Origin of the sequence: Sodaliphilus pleomorphus (genome assembly GCF_009676955.1) — a bacterium.
Taxonomy (GTDB): domain Bacteria; phylum Bacteroidota; class Bacteroidia; order Bacteroidales; family Muribaculaceae; genus Sodaliphilus; species Sodaliphilus pleomorphus.
Map to the genome: position 1 here is coordinate 2,144,678 of NZ_CP045696.1, position 17,120 is coordinate 2,161,797.

At 55.7% G+C, this 17,120-nt stretch carries 16 protein-coding genes and 1 tRNA gene; 7 read left to right on the top strand and 10 right to left on the bottom strand.

Going from position 1 to position 17,120, the window contains the following annotated elements:
• Positions 1-691 precede the first annotated feature (691 nt).
• Positions 692-3,100 carry a choice-of-anchor J domain-containing protein gene (locus tag GF423_RS08600; RefSeq protein WP_154327959.1) on the top strand — a complete coding sequence of 803 codons (2,409 nt, stop codon included), beginning with the start codon at positions 692-694 and terminating at the stop codon, positions 3,098-3,100.
• 220 nt (positions 3,101-3,320) lie between these two features.
• On the opposite strand, the gene GF423_RS08605 is transcribed toward GF423_RS08600, so the two are convergent.
• The 10 genes from GF423_RS08605 to GF423_RS08650 all read right to left on the bottom strand — a co-directional run bounded on the left by GF423_RS08605 (position 3,321) and on the right by GF423_RS08650 (position 13,336).
• Entirely contained in the window at positions 3,321-4,145 is an 825-nt protein-coding gene (locus GF423_RS08605; protein ID WP_154327960.1) for a hypothetical protein, read from the bottom strand.
• Positions 4,146-4,278: 133 nt separating this feature from the next.
• Positions 4,279-5,316, bottom strand: a complete 1,038-nt coding sequence (locus GF423_RS08610; protein ID WP_154327961.1) for an asparaginase — start codon at positions 5,314-5,316, stop codon at positions 4,279-4,281.
• 208 nt (positions 5,317-5,524) lie between these two features.
• Positions 5,525-6,415: an alpha/beta hydrolase gene (locus tag GF423_RS08615; protein WP_154327962.1), complete on the bottom strand. Its 891-nt coding sequence runs from the start codon at positions 6,413-6,415 to the stop codon at positions 5,525-5,527.
• A 15-nt stretch (positions 6,416-6,430) separates the two neighbouring features.
• Complete coding sequence (locus GF423_RS08620; protein WP_154327963.1) at positions 6,431-6,871, bottom strand: nucleoside deaminase; 441 nt, start codon at positions 6,869-6,871, stop codon at positions 6,431-6,433.
• On the bottom strand, positions 6,871-8,028 hold the full coding sequence (locus GF423_RS08625; RefSeq protein WP_154327964.1) for a leucine-rich repeat domain-containing protein: 1,158 nt from the start codon (positions 8,026-8,028) through the stop codon (positions 6,871-6,873). The genes GF423_RS08620 and GF423_RS08625 overlap by 1 nt, the downstream gene beginning before the upstream one ends.
• A 77-nt stretch (positions 8,029-8,105) precedes the next feature.
• On the bottom strand, positions 8,106-10,592 hold the full coding sequence (locus GF423_RS08630) for a bifunctional UDP-N-acetylmuramoyl-tripeptide:D-alanyl-D-alanine ligase/alanine racemase (RefSeq protein ID WP_154327965.1): 2,487 nt from the start codon (positions 10,590-10,592) through the stop codon (positions 8,106-8,108).
• The gene (locus GF423_RS08635) at positions 10,589-11,572 is read right to left on the bottom strand and encodes a GSCFA domain-containing protein (RefSeq protein ID WP_206113196.1); all 984 of its coding nucleotides are present in this window, start codon (positions 11,570-11,572) and stop codon (positions 10,589-10,591) included. The genes GF423_RS08630 and GF423_RS08635 overlap by 4 nt, the downstream gene beginning before the upstream one ends.
• Before the next feature lie 147 nt (positions 11,573-11,719).
• Positions 11,720-12,292, bottom strand: a complete 573-nt coding sequence (locus GF423_RS08640) for a DUF4468 domain-containing protein (RefSeq protein WP_154327967.1) — start codon at positions 12,290-12,292, stop codon at positions 11,720-11,722.
• 135 nt (positions 12,293-12,427) lie between these two features.
• Positions 12,428-13,009 (bottom strand): hypothetical protein, encoded by a 582-nt coding sequence (locus tag GF423_RS08645; protein WP_154327968.1) that lies wholly within the window; start codon positions 13,007-13,009, stop codon positions 12,428-12,430.
• A gap of 3 nt (positions 13,010-13,012) precedes the next feature.
• Positions 13,013-13,336, bottom strand: coding sequence for a helix-turn-helix domain-containing protein (locus GF423_RS08650; protein ID WP_206113197.1), 324 nt, complete (start codon positions 13,334-13,336; stop codon positions 13,013-13,015).
• 194 nt (positions 13,337-13,530) lie between these two features.
• On the opposite strand from GF423_RS08650, the gene GF423_RS08655 reads away from it, so the two are divergent.
• The 6 genes from GF423_RS08655 (at position 13,531) to GF423_RS08680 (ending at position 17,114) form a co-directional block, all read left to right on the top strand.
• Positions 13,531-13,842 carry a hypothetical protein gene (locus GF423_RS08655; protein WP_154327970.1) on the top strand — a complete coding sequence of 104 codons (312 nt, stop codon included), beginning with the start codon at positions 13,531-13,533 and terminating at the stop codon, positions 13,840-13,842.
• A 461-nt stretch (positions 13,843-14,303) separates the two neighbouring features.
• Positions 14,304-14,401: transfer RNA gene (locus tag GF423_RS08660), tRNA-Arg, on the top strand.
• 24 nt (positions 14,402-14,425) lie between these two features.
• Entirely contained in the window at positions 14,426-14,635 is a 210-nt protein-coding gene (locus GF423_RS08665) for a hypothetical protein (RefSeq protein WP_154327971.1), read from the top strand.
• A 256-nt stretch (positions 14,636-14,891) separates the two neighbouring features.
• Positions 14,892-15,068 carry a hypothetical protein gene (locus tag GF423_RS08670; RefSeq protein WP_154327972.1) on the top strand — a complete coding sequence of 59 codons (177 nt, stop codon included), beginning with the start codon at positions 14,892-14,894 and terminating at the stop codon, positions 15,066-15,068.
• A gap of 372 nt (positions 15,069-15,440) precedes the next feature.
• Positions 15,441-16,043, top strand: a complete 603-nt coding sequence (locus GF423_RS08675; protein WP_154327973.1) for a Sak single strand annealing protein — start codon at positions 15,441-15,443, stop codon at positions 16,041-16,043.
• Between the two features lie 3 nt (positions 16,044-16,046).
• A complete protein-coding gene (locus GF423_RS08680; RefSeq protein ID WP_154327974.1) occupies positions 16,047-17,114 on the top strand; it encodes a PD-(D/E)XK nuclease family protein in 1,068 nt (355 codons plus the stop codon).
• Positions 17,115-17,120: the final 6 nt, after the last annotated feature.

Genomic DNA, 17,120 nt, shown 5'->3' on the forward strand with positions numbered 1-17,120 from the left:
AAGTGCTCTTGCATAATCGGGAGGATTTGGTTAACTTTGACCAAGTCCTTGGAATTAGTAGTTTTCATGGAGAAAAGTCGCCAAACTTTTCCTTTAAATTACTAAATTTCAGGGACTTTTGCAAATTTAATCAACTGAAAATTAAATGTTTAACAGCATAATTTCAATTTTTGTCATCTACTAAAATAAATATATATAAAAAAGAAATAGCTCCCACCCCGATTTTAATGTTCATTAACACAATGCCCTGTACAAATGATGATGAAGCCTAAAATCCGCAAGAAGAGCCGGTTGCTCCGTGTAGATATATTGACTGACAGCTGTTTGCACGTATCATTCCACTCCTTTTCATAAATACAAAGATAGTGCACAGCCATTACACCGCAAAAATTGTTTTTCTGCCCGATGCGGTGGTCTCTCGTTTCACATAGGCTCTTCTGGAGGTCGAAAGAATTTGGATTTGTTAGAAATATGACCAAAATATTTGTGTTTTGCAACCGCTAAACGGTTTTTTTATATATCTTTGTATTGTGAAAACCGACCTATGGAAGATAAAAACCGTGAGACGTTGAGTGTGAGAGACATCGTCGTGGGGGCTTTGTCGGGTATAGATTAGTTTCCCTGAGTGTTTTTAACGACCTTTTCATTTTTTACTTATCTATCGTTACAACCTATTAAACCTACATTGGTAATGAGAGAAAGATTACATCTATTTTGTGCAGCAGCTGCTGCAGTGCTTGCCATGGGCACGGTCCAGGCAAGCCAGCAGGCGTTCACAAGGGTGACGCCATCCACAGTCAATCATTCCACGGCATTGCGCAGCGCCCTCAAGCAGGCGCCGGTGACCCAAGTCCTTGCCCAGCGGCAGGTGGCCAAGGGCGTGGTGGTGCGTGCCGTGAAAGATGCCCAGGGCCGCGTCTACAAGCAGGTGGTGCGCAACGGCGTGCCCTCGCCGGCTCCCGAGAGCCGTGTGAGCCGCCGTGCCGGCGAGAGCTCGAGCTCGTTCTATGAGGGCTTTGAGGGCTGGGACGGCCAGGCTCAGGACTGGATACCCAGCGGCTGGACCGAGATCAACACCGACGGCAACAAGCCCACGCAGCTCATGCTCGATCACCACATCAACAACACGTGGCAGGCGACCTACACCGGCGACGGCTACTGGACGGCTGTCACAACCGATGGCGAGAAGGAGTGCTTCATTCACTTCCCCTACGATGCCGAGATTGTAAAGAGCGAGGGCGACACGCTCAAGATTCCGCGCGCTGCCAGCGACGAGTGGCTCATCACACCCGAGTTCACCGTGGCCCAGAACGACAAGCTCTTCTTCCTGCTCGAGATTGACCTGGGCAGCATCTACAGCTACGACTGGAACACACGTGCCTACGACCACAGCAAGGCGGAGTGCGACCTCGAGGTGCTCGCCTCGGAAGACGGTGGCCAGAACTGGTCGCGCCTGTGGCTGGCCTCGCAAGAGCTCCTCAAGGGCATGAGCGACAGCGAACTCTACAACGAGATGGCCTCGCTCAAGTATCACTCGGTGGGTGTCGATATCTCCAAGTATTATGGCAAGAAGGTGAAACTTGCCTTCCGCTATATCAACACAGCAGCCTCCTTTGTGACGGGCAACTCGATGGCCGTCGACGGTGTCAACGTGGGTCGCCCGCAGGCCGAGGCCAGCTACATGCTGCCCCAGGGCACACTGCTGTTCAATTTCACCCCCTCGTTACTTGTGTTCAACAACAGCATTGCCCTCATGCCGGCCTACACGCCGGTGAACTGGACCCACAACAGCAATGCCTATACCGAGAGCGTGAAGTGGAACTTCTATGACCCCGCTACCGATGCCAACACCATCGAGCTCACCGATGCCGCTCCGGCGGTGACCAATCCCTACTCTGAGGGCTCGATTTTCCCCTATCCCGTGCTCACGGCCAGCAATGCCTTCAGCACCGACACCTTCTCGATCGATGAGACCGACAAGGACCGCGGCGGCATCGTGTATGGCGGCACCATCACTCCCTACCAGGGCGAGAACCTGGGTGTGGGCAATGCCGACTATGTGCACAAGGGCTTCTATGCTCCCTATTTCAACGACTCGCCCAACCACGACAACTATGTGTACGGCACCAGCGTTGCCGACACTTGGGGCACAGGTGTGACCGAGATTGCAGTGGGCAACCTCTTCACCGCTCCTCAAGCGCCGTTTGTCATCGATTCTATCTATGTGCCCCTCACCGACTTCCAAGCTGCCGACACAGCCCAGTTCACCCTCAACGTGTGGTCGATCGACAAGTGGGACCAGCTCAGCTCCTCGCCTCTGGCTACCGCTACGGCCAAGGCCAGCGATGTAAAGAACTTCGACGGCCTCTACCAGATTCCGTTCAAGTTCTACTCGACCGATGCCCAGGGCAAGAAGGTGGCCGCCCCGTTTGTCTACGACCAGCAGATTCTTGTTGAGGTCAATGGTTTCCAAGACACTGTGAGTGTGAAAAAGTTTGCCATGTGCAGCCAGATGGCCAACAACGACGCCGACCACAACTATGCCTATATCAAGTTCCACATCGAGAGCAACGGCCGCAAGTTTGACACGTGGTACAAGGCCTCCGAGGCTCTGCGCGACTACAGCAACGCGATCTACATGAGCCTCATGGGCTACTACAACTTCCTCAAGCCCGACACTTCCCGCCTCAGCTTCGCGACCGAGGGCGGAACGCAGAAGATCAATGTGCAATCGCCTGTCGATTGCAGCAAGTGGTGGATAGTGTACGACGGCGATCGCTACGAGCTGGGCTCTACACCGGCCGAGCTCAGCTGGCTGTCGGTGACCGCATCGGGCAAGCAACTCACGCTCACTGCCCACTCGTCGGCTGCCGAGCGCTCGCTCAGCTTCGACCTGGTTTCCAATGGCGCTTCGGCCACCATTCAAGTCGACCAGACCAAGCTTACTGGCGTGAATGTTGTCGACAGCGCCAAGGCTGTGGCAGGTGTCACCTATGTGAACCTTGCCGGCCAAAAGAGTGCAACGCCATTCAGCGGCGTCAACATCGTGATCACCCGCTACACCGACGGCTCTACCACAGCTGCCAAGGTGGTGAAATAGCACAAGGCGCCACGCCGCGGCTCAAGCCATCGTCTCACACCGCTCCATGGCGGGTGGCTTGAGCACGGGCGATGCCTGTGGCAACATTGCAACCGGGACCAGGAAGAAATGTTCCTGGTCCCGGTTTGCTTTATGTGTGTGTTCAACGTGAGTGCAGGCTGTGTCTCGGCGCATGGTGCGAGGCTCTGCCGCCCCCTTCGATTTCTGGAATCATGTAATGTCAAGGCTGGTAGTCGCCTTTGGGCATGTAGGCGGCATCGGGGTCGTCGCTGTCGCTGCCCTTGAAGGGCGGCGGCGTGGCGGCGGCTTGGGCCTGTTGCTGCTCGGGCACACTGCCGGGCGGCATGTAGTCGAGCGGGTTTTCTTGCTTGCGCGGGGTCGCGGGCAGGCTGCTCGGGTCGGGCGCATAGCCCTTGTGCAAGGCCGACTGCTCGGGTTGGGTCTCGGGCTTGGACTGGGCGCCCTTGGCCTTGCGGGAGCGGCTCTCCAGGTGAGAGAGCTCCTGGTTGATTTCCTTGCCCATCTTGTTGAGCTCCACGCGGCTGCGGTTGATGCCGCGCTCCCACGACTCGTCGATGTGCCGCTCGAGCACGGTGTTGAACTTGAAGGGCATGAGCGAGATGATGCACGAGATGAGCGCCAGCCACATGATGGCGTAGCTCACGTAGTAGCCTGCTGCCACACCCTTGACCGGGGCACCCTCCTGGGGCACGTCGGCAATGATGTCGGGGTCGTCGGGCAGGGGCATCTGGTGAGGCGTGGCGGCGATGATGTAGAAGCCTATGCCTGCCAGTATAAACAGGCCGGCGGCCACTCCCCAGTAGCGGTGTTTCATGCAATTGAACATGATGGCGATGAAACAGGCGATAAACGGAATGAGGGCAAACAGGGTCTTGCCTATGCTGAAGTTTCTCGTTATCAGGCTGGCAGTGAACTGCCACCCCGACAGTGCCCCCGATGGCTCAACGGCCTGGAAGGGCAGGAAAATGTAGCATATTAGGGCTACAATGAGTAGAATATTGGTGACGGGCTTCATTAAATTCAAAGTTAGGGGGACGTAAACACGCCCTTTTCACTTGCGAAAATAACAAATATAGACTAAAAATGCCACCTTTTAACGATATTTTTAGACAAATTTTAGATAAATTGTTAATTTCTCTGCCACGTGAGGCTTTTTTTTACAGCGAGACCTCGCCACAGATGGCACAGTTCATGTATTTTTTCACCTCCTCGGGGCTCAATTCCAGCCCGAAGAGATACATGAGCTTGGTCAAGGCGGCCTCGCAGGTGATGTCGTGGCCGCTTATCACGCCGCTCAGGTTGAGCTGGCTGCCGGTCTCGTAGAGCGTGTCGTTGACGCCGCCGTTCACACACTGGGTCACGTTCACGATCACCAGGCCGCGCTGTGTGGCCTTGTGAATGAGGTTGAGAAACCAGGGCTCGCTCGGGCAGTTGCCGGCGCCGTAGGTGCGCAGCACGATGCCCTTGATGCCGGGCGTGTCGAGCAGGTATTGCAGGGTGCTCTCGGTCATGCCGGGATGCAGGGTGAGCACCATCACGTTGGGGTCCATCGTGTAGCGCACCTTGAGCGGGCGCCGCGACGACATGCGGTAGAGGGCCTCGTTGTGGAAGGTGATGCCCAGCCCTATCTTGGCCAGCTCGGGGTAGTTGTTGCTCTTGAAGGCGTTGAAGTTGTCGGCGCTCATCTTGGTGCTGCGGTTGCCGCGCCACAGGTAGTTTTCAAAGAGGATGGCCACTTCCTGCACGATAGCCTCGCCGTCCTTGCCGGTGGCGGCGGCCACTTGCAGGGCGGTGATGAGGTTTTCCTCGCCGTCGGTGCGCACCTCGCCTATGGGCAGCTGCGAGCCCGTGATGATGACCGGCTTGGCCAGGTTGTCGAGCATGAAGCTCAGGGCCGAGGCAGTATAGGCCATGGTGTCGGTGCCGTGCAGCACCACAAAGCCGTCGTAGTTGTCGTAGTTGTCCTCGATGGCGTGGGCGATGTCGCTCCAGTGCTTGGGGCTCATGTTGGAGCTGTCGATGGGCGGGTGAAACTGGATGTTGTCGATGTCGTAGTCGAGCATTTTCACCTTGGGCACGTTGTCGATGAGGTGGGAGAAGTCGAAGGGCTGCAGCGTGTGTTTTTCGGCGTTCTCAATCATGCCGATTGTGCCGCCTGTGTAGATGATTAGTATTTTGGGCCGTTTGTTTTCCATACTTGGGGGTTAGTGTATCTTGTTTTTATGACAAAATGTTAAAGTTCTGCACAAAGATAATAATTATATTGTGAATTTCCCCAAATATCCACCCCTGAATTTACACGTATAGTGGCAAAATGACAAAAAAAAGAACAAGGCCGGCACATGGGGCGGGTTGTGCGACATGTGCCGGCCTTGTGAGGGCTCGGGTGTGCCTGCCGGCGCGCTACTTGGCCTGCTGGCAGTGCTGGGCGTTGGCCTTGAAGGCCTTGGAGAAAAACAGCATCTGGTAGTCGAGCGAGTTCACCCAGTAGTCCCAGGTGTGCTTGCCGGGCCTTATGGTGAAGTCGTGGGGTATCTTGCGCTCCATGAGTGCCTGGTGCAGGGCCAGGTTCACCTGGTAGAAGATGTCGTCGTAGCCGTCGTCGATGGTGATGTGCTGCCCGGGCTGCAGGCTGGGCACCAGGTTGATCACGGCGTGCGAGGCCCACAGCTGGGGGTTGTCTTCATACTTGCCCAGGCGGTCCTTGATTTTCCAGTTGCCAGGAAACTTGGTGATGTCGACGCCGCCGCTCATCGAGCCGCACGAGTTGAACGTGTCGGGGTGGCGCCAGGCCAGCCACAGCGCGCCGTGGCCGCCCATGCTCAGGCCCGCGATGGCCCGCATGTAGGGGGTGGGGTAGGTGCGGTAGTGGCTGTCGATGTAGCTCACCAGCTCCTTGCTCACATAGGTTTCAAATTGCATCGTGGGATCGATGGGCGAGTCGAAGTACCAGCTGTCTTGCCCGTCGGGGCACACGATGATCACGCCATACTGGGTGGCCAGCTGCTCGAGCGGGGCCTTGCGTGGCCAGTCGCGGTAGCTGCCCCAGGCGCCGTGCAACAGGTAGAGCACGGGATAGTGCTCGCTGGCGGGGCCGGCATAGTACTGCACGGGCACCACCACCACGTTTTTGATGCCGCGTTTCATCTTGGCGCTCTGCACCTCGACGGTGTCGGTCTGCGGGCGGTAGACGGTGGCCACCTGGGTGGCCACGTTCTCCTGGCCGCGTGCTGCTGTGCTGCCGGCTGCGAGGGCGCACAGCAGCATGAGTGTGATGATTGTGAAGTGTTTCATTGAGGTTGGGGTGTTTTATCGTTTTTTCTTGAAGAAGTCTTGCATCAGGGCCGCGCATTGCTCGGCCAGCACGCCGCCCTCGACCACGGTTTTCTTGTGGAAGGGCTGCTGGCAATAGGTGTGGTAGCCGCGCTTGGGGTCGTCGCAGCCGTACACCACCCGCGCAATTTGGCTCCAGCCCAGGGCGCCGGCACACATCAGGCAGGGCTCGACGGTGACATAGAGCGTGCACTGGGTGAGGTACTTGCCGCCCAGGTAGGTCTGGGCCGAGGTGATGGCCTGCATCTCGGCATGGGCGGTGACGTCGGTGAGTGTCTCGGTCAGGTTGTGGCCGCGGGCTATCACGTGGCCCTGGCTCACAATCACGGCCCCTATGGGCACCTCGTCGTGCCGCATGGCTTCCTGGGCCTCTTGCAGGGCCAGGCGCATGTATTTCTCGTCGTCGCGGTTGATCATTACAGCATCACTTTTTTCACCGTCTTGCCCACAATCACGATATACACCTTGTTGCGGGGCAGGTTTTCAATCTCACCGTCGTTGGACGGGCGCTCATAGTAGAGCTGGCCGTAGCAGTCGTAGATGCGGGTCCACGTGCCGTGGTTGTCGCCGGTGATGTAGATCACGCCGTCGCGGGCCAGTATCACGGGTGTCCACTCGTCGTTGTCGCTGGCGATGGCGGGCACTGCTGTGGGCTGCACGGTCACGGTCACGGGGTCGGCATCGTTGCCCATGCCGGTGGTGGGATACACGGTGTATTGCACAGGCTGGCTCTCGATGGGGATGTAGTAGTGGTCGGCAGCGGTGTAGGCTACGAGCTCATCGCCCTTGTAGATTTTGTAGGCCAGGTTGTTGCCCAGGTCGAGACGCATGTAGTGGTCGTCGGCCTGCTCGAGCTCGCCGCTCATGGTCACCGAGAGGTCCTCGTTGGGGTAGAGCGTGAAGGTGCTGTCGTTGCCCCACACGGCATCTTGGCCATAGGCCTTGACGGCGTCGTCGTCGGGCACGATCACATCGATGCCGCTCAGCCCCGAGAATATGGCCCAGCCTGTGGCATTGGGCGGCGTGGGGGCGGCGCAGTATATCTCGGCCAGGCTGTGGCAGTTGTTGAAGCCGTAGGCCTCAATCTTGGTCGTGGTGCTGGGCAGCAGGGCGGTGTGCAGCAGGCTGGCCGACTGAAAGGCCCACTCGCCTATGGTTGCCACGCCCTCGGGCACGGCAATGTTGACCAGGCTGGTGCCTGCCAGCATGGCGGTCGACACCTTCTGGAGCTTCAAGGGCAGGGTGACGCTGGTGAGCGCCTCGTCGTAGGCAAAGGCGTAGTTGCCTATGGCGGTCACCGTGTTGGGTACCTGCACTTCGGTGGCCAGGCTGTGGCAGAAGGCACTGTCGGCGATGCTCGTCACGCTGTAGTTGGCACCGTTGTAGTACACTTGCTCGGGTATGATGTAGCGGCCCGAGTACACCTGGTTCACCCCGCGCGGCACGGGGGCCACAGCTGCCTGGCTGGTGCCCGTGGTCTGGTAATAGAGCCCGCCGGCCATGAAGGTGTCGGCCTGGGCTCCCAAGGCAGCTGTGGCTGCCAGTAGTGTCAATAGTTTGTAGATGTGCTTCATTTTTATGTTTTTCGTTGTGTTGTGTTCTTTAGTCGGCGCTCCCTGCGGCAGGCGGGGCGTGAAAGCGGCCAGAGTGGCTACTCGCGGTAGTACACGCGCTTCACGCGGGGCGAAATGCTGGTGAGTATCTCGTAGGGGATGGTGTCGCGGGCCTCGCTCAGCCGCTCGATGGGGATGTGCTCCCCGAATATTTCCACCCGGTCGCCCACCTGGCACTGTGCCTCGGTCACGTCGACCATCACGGCGTCCATGCACACGTTGCCCACCGTGGGGCACAGCGTGCCGTTCACCCATATCTGGGCATGGCCGTTGCCGAAGTGGCGGTCGTAGCCGTCGGCATAGCCTATGGTCACCGTCGCGATTCTTGACGGGCGGGTGAGCACGCCGTGGCGGCCATAGCCTATGGTGGTGCCTGCGGGCCAGTCCTTGAGCGAGATGATGATCGAGTGCAGCGATGCCACGGGCTTGAGGGCGTCTTCGCTGCCGTCGTAGCAGGTCTTGATGCCATAGAGGCCTATGCCTATGCGCACCATGTCGTACTGGTACTCGGGAAAGCGCACGATGCCTGTGGTGTTGAGTATGTGGCGCGTGATGTGGTGGTTGAAGGCGGCCTGCAGCACCTGGGTGCACTGCTCAAAGTAGTCGAGCTGCATGTGGGTGTAGGCGTCTTGCGCGGGCTCGTCGGCCACACACAGGTGCGAGAACATCGAGGCGGGCTTGATCACGTCCTGGCTGTGCAGCAGCTCGATGAGCTCGGGCAGTTGCTCCTTGATGAAGCCCAGGCGGTGCATGCCCGTGTCGAGCTTGATGTGCACGGGGAAGTTCTTGGCGCCGTATTTTGCTCCCTCCTTGATGAGCTCGCGGGCCTCGATGATGCTGTACACCTCGGGCTCGAGATGGTACTGGAAGAGCGACTTGTAGTTGACCACGCTGGGGTTGAGCACGATGATGGGCATCGTGATGCCGGCGTTGCGCAGGTCCACACCCTCGTCTTGCGCAGCCACGGCCAGGTAGTCGCAGCCGCAGTCTTGCAGGGTCTTGGCCATCTCGTAGCTGCCTGTGCCGTAGCCGTCGGCCTTGACCATGGCCACGGCCTTGGTCGTGGGCTTGATGAGGCTGCGGAAGAACTTGAAGTTGTGGGCCAGGGCATTGAGGTCGATTTCCTCTACCGTCTGGTGCTGCTTGGCCTCGAGCAGGTCGATGATCTGGTCGAAGTCAAACTCGGGCGCGCCCTTGACCAGCACGGTCTCGTTCTCAAAGTCGCCCTGCGACATCTTGTCGACAAACTCCTGGGTGCTCTTGAAAAACTGGCACTCCATGCCCTTGAAGTACTTGCCGTAGCGGCACATGTCGGCCCCGATGCCGTAGAAGTGCTTGATGTTCTTGGCCCACAGCAGCTCGCTCACGCGTATGTAGAGCTCCTCGTCGCTGTACACGTCGGGCTTGAGGTCGCTCAGTATCACGGCGTTGTCGTGCTGCTTGCTCGAGCGGCGAAACATGAAGTCGAGTGCCGGCGTGAGCGAGTTGTAGTCGCTCGTGTAGCCGTCGGCAATGATGGTGCAGTTGTTCACGCCTTCCATCACGTTGATGCGCGTGCCCACCGGCGTGAGCCGCTTCATGCGCTGGGCAATCACGGCCGGGTCGATGCCCAGGTGCAGCATCACGGCCAGGCAGGTTACCACGTTTTCCAGGTCGCGGTCGCTGGTGAAGGGGGCCGTGAGCTGGCACTGCTTGCCGCCGTACACATAGGTGAGCGTCGACTGCTTGTCGGTCTTGGCCACGCTCTTGACATAGAGCTGGCGCGTGGCGTCGGTGCGCGACCAGGCGATTTCCTGGGCCACGTCTACATCGAGCAGCGGCTTGATGGTGCTGGTCACCAGCGGGTCGTCGGCACAATACACGATGCACTCGCAGCTGGTGAGTATCTTGCACTTCTCGCTCGCCTTCTCCTGCATCGAGGCAAAGCCGTCGTTGTGCTCGCTGCCTATGTTGGTGATGATGCCTATCGTGGGCCTTATCATGGCCTGCAGGTTGCCCATCTCGCCCGTGGTCGAGATGCCGGCCTCGATGATGGCCAGCTGCGTGTTGTCGTCGATGTCCCACAGCGAGAGGGGCACCCCTATCTGCGAGTTGTAGCTGCGCGGCGAGCGCACGATCTTGTAGTCGTCTTTGAGCAGCTGGTTGAGCCACTCTTTTACGGTGGTCTTGCCGCGGCTGCCGGTGATGCCTATGACCGGGATGTTGAACTTGCGGCGGTGGCTCATGGCCACCTGCTGCAGGGCCTCGAGCGGGTTGTCGACCACCAGAAAGTTGGCGTCGCGCATGCCGCGTGTCACCTCGTCGACGTGGTCGACCACAAAGTTGCGCACGCCCTGCTTGTAGAGCTGCGCGATATAGTTGTGCCCGTCGTTGTTCTTGGTCTTGAGGGCAAAAAACAGGGTCTCTTTGGGGTAGTTGAGCGAGCGTGAGTCGGTGAGCAGCTGGCTCACCACGGCCTCTTGGTCATTTAGCCGGTCTTCCTTGATGTGAAGAATGTCGGCAATTTCGGTGATTGAATACTTCATTGTACTGAGAGTATGTTTTGTATTTCCTTTATTCTCTTGATATAGGGGTACTCCTTGGCCAGGTTGCGCACCACGCTGCGGGTGTCGGCGTTGAAGCGCTCCACCACCTCGCGGTTGCTGCTCATGGGGCGGTGGTTCAAGCGCTTGGTCACGCGTTCGCAGCGGGCTATGGCCTGAGTCGAAGCGTCGTCGAAGTAGGTGGCCTGGAAGACTTGCCACATGTACTCGATGGCCACCTCGCTGGGGTGTACCATGTCGGGCGCATAGAAGCGGTAGTCGCGCAGGTCGTCGAGCATGATTTCATAGGCGGGAAAGTAGCCCGTGAAGTCCTTGTAGGCTCGGTTGAGGTTGTCGATGGTCACGCGCAGCGAGGCCTTGCTCAGCGAGTTCACTTGCAGCCCGTCGGCAATGTGGCGTATCGGGCTCAGGGTGAAAATCACGCGCAGACCGGGGTTGAAGGCGTGCAGCCGCTCGAGAGTGGCGCCCAGCGTGGCGGTCATCTCGTCGACGCTGGCCATCGTGCGCGTGAAGTGGTGCTGCGGCACCTTGTGGCAGTTGGCCACTACCTCGCCGGTGCTCTTGAGCCGGTATACCACAGCGGTGCCCAGGGTGATGATGAGCGTGTTGCACGTGGCCAGCCGCTGGTGGGCGGCTGCGATGCGGGCGTTCATCTTCTCGAGGGTGGCCTGCTTGTCGGGCAGCGAGTAGCGCGAGTGGAAGTGATAGCTGTTCCACACGCCGCCGGCCTCAAAGAGGTCGATGCCGCGCTCGCTCTCGCCTGCCATGAGGCGCTCCAGGCTCGTGGCGATGCTGTAGGGGTTGTAGATGGTGCCAAAGGGGTTGACGTCGACATCGACCATGGCAGCACGCAGCTTGTTGCCCATGTTGTCGCTGAAGCAGGAGCCCAGCATCATGTAGCTGTCGCTGTGATGCATGATGCCCTGGTTGTCGGTTGTGTGTATGGTCGTGCGAAAGTCCATTTTGTTTCCAGCCTTGTAGCTAAGCGCAAAATTAGTGCAATTTTGCGTCATGTGCAATGGGTAGCTGTGTAACTTGCTGGTAGCGTGCCGAATATTGCCGAGGCGAGATAATTGCCAAAACTTCCTCGACAATAATCCGGCAATTTTTTACCAATCGTCAGAGACTGTGCCGCCGTTCTTCATCATTTCGACAATCTGAGCAACAAGACCATTGAAGTAATCCTCTACTTGTTTTTTTTGGTCTTTTTTCTTGAGGTTGCCTTTCTTGTCGAACATATAAAGAGTGTTGCCGAACATGCCAGTGCTGCCTGGAGTGAGAGAGTAATAGGATGCTTTTGCGCCATTAACATACTCAGCGTTGTAAGCGTCCGGTGCGTTAAAGCGTACCTTGCCGTCTTTAAAGAGTATCTGCATTGTGTAGCGCATGCCGAATACGAAGAGCATACCCATGTGCTTTTCCGAGATGCAATCAGTGTAACCGCTAATGTTGATGATGTCTGGTTCATTGAACGACATAACGTCTTTGGCGGACTTGTAGGTGGCAGTGACTGCCGTCTTCGCTTTTTTGAAGAGTTCTGCTTGTGTCCCTTCCATCGGGATAACAACGTAATCAAGAGATGTGTCTTGTGCATTCTTCCAACCATTAGGGGTTATGGTGAAGAATTGCGCTGCCGCCATTAGAGGGAGTAGCGCCATGATGAAAGCTAATACCTTGTTCATGATTTTATGAGTTTTGAAGTTGTTTAATTTTATCTTGGAGGTTCTTGATGGTTTCCTGCTGCATGGAAATCACATCAATGAGATTGTCGATGCGAGGTTATTGCGAAAACTTCCCCGACAATTCCGGCAATTTTTTTACTTGAACAGCGACTCGTCCACCGGGTCACCAACAACCGCGTCAACCTTTGCAGGGTCGAGCAGGTCGATAAGCGAGTTGAAGTCCTCCACGCATGAGAACACGATCTCGTAGTTCTCGGTGATGTATCGGTTATTCATGTCCTTCGTTTCGGAGAGCATGAACGCGAAGCGGTTGTTCTTGGTGGCAGAGAAAGTCATTTTCCAGCCTGTGTAGTCATCGTAGAAGCGGTCACCGGCAATCTCCCAACAGTATATCGGCTTCGGGAACTTGACGGGAATCTCCTTACGAAAGTTCTTGACATTGTTCGCGTCTGCTACCTGTGACCACTCCACATACTTGCTTCGTGCGTCGATGAGGGCCTGCCGGAACTTGGCGAGGTCTTTGTACTTGACCCACACTTCGCCGTAGCCTCTTTTGGTCTGAGCATCGAAGCAGACATAATATGGTTTGTTGTCCTTTTTGAGGAGTTGGACTGTGAGGTCGTTCCGTTTTGCGAGCCGGTTGGAGAACGTGCCAACTACCTGTGCGCATGCCAGCATGGGCAGCAGCACCATGATAAATGCTAATACCTTTTTCATAATTTATGAGTTTTGGAGTTGTTTGATTTTCTCTTGTAGGTTCTTGATAATCTCTTGCTGCATGGCAACCACGTCCACAAGACCATCAATGCGTTTGGCATCGGCGGCTCTGTTGTCTTCTGCGAGCATAGTGCCTGTTCCACGCATCAACCATTCAGCCGAAATCTCATCAAATTCAGTCAAAATTGCATTGACTAACTTAAAACTAATCTCTGTTGCGCCCCTCATCACTCTATTGAGGCTGCTCTGTGTGACACCCAACCTCTTTGCAAATTGGGTTTCTGTCATGTTGCTGTAAGCCAGCACCGCCTTTATTCTTCCAATCATTACCGCAAACTTTTTGGGCATAAAAGATACCAACCGTTAAAAAAATTAAAATATTTGGTAAATTAAGTCATAAATGATTTGATTTAAATCAAAAATGACTATATTTGCATCATCAATCAATCACGGAGCAAATATAACGATAATATTTGAGACCGCAAACGATTTAATTTATTATTAACTAAAAAATTACGACTATGAGTGACGAGACAAAAGAGGTCAACATGACCGAAACCAACAACGAGAACAACGTGGCAGAGCTGCGTGAGACTAACGCAAACCTCCTCGCCGAACAAGCTAAACTGATGAATGAGCGCATGCAACTCCAGCACAAGATTAGGTCGCTGGAGGAGAGACTGAAGGATGAGGAGAGTAGCAGAATCCGCAACTACAAGTGGTACATGCAGGAGCAAGACAAGGTGCGTGCCCTCGTACTCATCATCAAAGCGATGAAGAGCGACTCCGTGACCATCGACCAAATTGTCGAACGCATCACCAAAGCGGTATAAGCTCCATTTCTGCCGTAGCTCAGACAGAAGAGCACCGGGCAGAGTCTCGGAGGGCGTTGGTGCAACTCCAACCGGCAGACCAAAGCAAGCCCGCAAGGGCAACAGCAGAGTTCCTTGAAATTTTGGTTTTCCCGCATGATACTGCCGATGACTGCACGTCGGCAAGTCAAGCGATGAGCGAGCATGATAGTACCGCCATGCCATGAGCCGTGCGCCGCAGCGATGCCGAGCAACGGGGAGCAGTAAGGCAATAAGGAGCAATCCCGCGCCAGCGAGAGGTCGTGCGAGCGAAATTCCCGAGCAGCCAACTCGGGTGCCGGCGGACGGCGGCATCTTGTGACCGTCCGAAGATGTATCACTAACAATGCAGACAATAAGAGCCTACAAAAGCTCACAACAATAATGTGGCTGTAACATTGGCGGGGCACCCAGGGGCAGTGCCGTCACAAATGCCCCTGCACGGCGGCGTACAACCAAGAGGTTAAGGTCTCGGGCGCGACCATACGTCCGACGCGGTTCTTTTACCGCTTCGCAGGTTCGACTCCTGTCGCCGCCTCCAATCAATCATCAATCCGCAAACAAAATGGAAACTACATTGGACAAAGAACTGTCAGTAATAGACCAGCTGCGTCAAATGGGCGTAGGGGAAGTTTTGAAATTTCCTGCCGGGCGTTCGCCTTACCTGCGCAACCTCGTCAGTCAGCGTCTCATCAACGAGAGGCTTGAGGGGCAAGCGTGGACAGTAAACCTCGACATGGAGAATGGTATCACAATCGTAACGAGGACGGCGTGATGGAACGTCAAGCAATCGAAAATCGGTTGCTCGGGAACATCCTCGCAGTGACCTCGACTATGACTGTCGGAAAAACGAAAGCCGCACGTATAGTAGGCGGAGAGCGTAAACTTCAGCGACTTCACCTGTCGGGTGCTATCGAGTGCGCCGGCAAGGTGAACGCTCAAAATGCAAAATGGCGATACAATCTCGCCCAGGTCTTGCAGCATTGCAGGCCTGCAAAATAGTGTCACACAAGTCAAACATCATCAAGCAAATGAAATCATTTCTAACAACAATCATCGCAATCGTACTGTTCTGCTCGGTGTTCTTCACGCCGGCAGACGACGCGCCTCTCGGCATCTTTATCTTGTGGTCTGCATGGTGCTGCCTTGCACTCTACATCGTTAACCGCATCATCAAGATGACCGACAAGGAGAGCGAAAAGAACTAAAAAAAGGCTCTTGCTCGCAGGAGCCAGGACGCAGGTTGATTTCTGCCATACAATCAATCACAAGGGTTAAGCGCTGTGAAGCGTAAAAGCCCGACCGCAAACTCTTATACCTGCTGTCCTGCCTGGTTCGATCCAGGATGAGCCGCGACGTGTGTTTTCATGTATTTGTTTTGAGTTTTAGTTGTTATGTTAGTGAGTGCCGGCGGCCGTGGCGGTCTTCGGCACTTTTCTAAAGACTTGACAAATCTTGACAACATCGTTAAACATCGTTGGATGAGGCAAAAAGGAGTTCAATCTGTTTGCACATTCAGCTTAAAATCGATAACTTTACAGTGTTATAATATAAAAGTCAAACATTTAATTCATTCAATTATGGAAGAGAAAAAAAAGAGCGTGTTCGACACGCTAAACGCCATCAACGTGCAAGAGCACGTTGAGGTCAAGAACATTGGAGGTGTCAAACTGAGTTACCTCTCATGGGCTTGGGCATGGACAGAAGTAAAGAAAGCCTATCCCGAGGCATTCTACACCATCTACGAGAACAAAGACGGGCTGTTTTATCACACCGACGGCAAAACCGCGTGGGTTAAGACGGGTGTCACCATCGAGGGCATCGAACACATCGAGTACCTGCCCGTGATGGACAACCGCAACCACTCCATCACCCTTGACAAGCTAACCAGCTTTGACGTGAACAAGGCCATTCAGCGCAGCCTCACGAAAGCTTGCGCCCGTCACGGCCTCGGGCTCTACATCTATGCAGGCGAAGACCTCCCCGAGGAAGAGGCCAAGCAGGCAAAGAGCGACATGGAGCAGAAGATTGCAAAAGCAGTAGCCGCCATGAGAGCTGTCAAGAGCCGGGAGGAGCTTGAGCAGGTGTGGCGCACATGGAGCAACCAAATACCATGCGCCGACGGCACAGAGTTTAACAAGGCCACCCGTGAGATGGCACAGCAATTTCCAAATCCACAATAAGCCATGATTTCGAAAGCAGATTTAAAGCAGTCGGAGGTAGTGTTTAACGAGTTAGCTCACACCTACCTCCGTGGCGACACGAAGCTGTCGGGCATCACTGGACTAATTCACTCCGTGCTGCTGGTGGGCGTCTATCCCGACGCCTCGGATTACGTGAAAGAAGTGCAGATACCGAAGGCTGGGTATTACGGCAAAAGTGTGCACAAGGCGATACAGACTTGGGACGAACTGGGCATTGAGATGACCCAATTCCCAGCGATTCCTTTCAAGCCAAAGCATTTCAAGGAAGACGTAAAGCCTGCACAGGACGTGAGTGCCGAACTTGCCTACTACCGCAAGGTGAAGCCTCGCACCTGCAAGACGATCGCGAGCGAGTTCACCGTGGACCACGGAAACTTCGCCTCGCAGATTGACTGCGTGTGGGTCACCGATGATGGCGACATCTACCTCGTTGACCACAAAACCAACAACCTCGACTTTTACCCCGGTGGTGCCGCTGGGTTGAAGGAGTACCTCTCATGGCAGTTGAGTTGCTATGCCGTGATGTTCGAGCATCAGACCGGGCTAAAAGTCAAGGGGCTGCTTGGCAACTGGTTGCGCAAGGGTGCCGGTGAGCTGTGGCGCATTGAGCGCAAGCCCGACGAGCAGGTCACCAAGTTGCTCAACACCGACATCTTACCAAACCCCGAGTACGACAAGGATGACCCATTCAGCGAGCGTTGGATCTATATAAACCCCGAGATGCAGGTGACTGCCGCAAAGGTCGAGGAAGTCAAGCCAGTGGCGACCGCTACCGACGCACTCGCCGTTCCTGTTGACGTGGTAAGCGCTATCACCGCCCTGCTGCGGGCCGAGAAAGCCGCCAAGGCGATGAAAGAGAAACTTCGTGAAATCATGGAGGCCGCTGGTGTCTCCAAGTGGGAGTGCCCCGAGTTCACGGCCACCATCGGGAAGCCGAGCGAAACGACCACATTCGACTCAACGGCTTTGAAGAAGGCCGACCCCGAGACCTATAACAAGTTTCTCAAGACACCCACCCGCAAGGGAAGTTTCAAAATCACAGCAAAATAACAATTA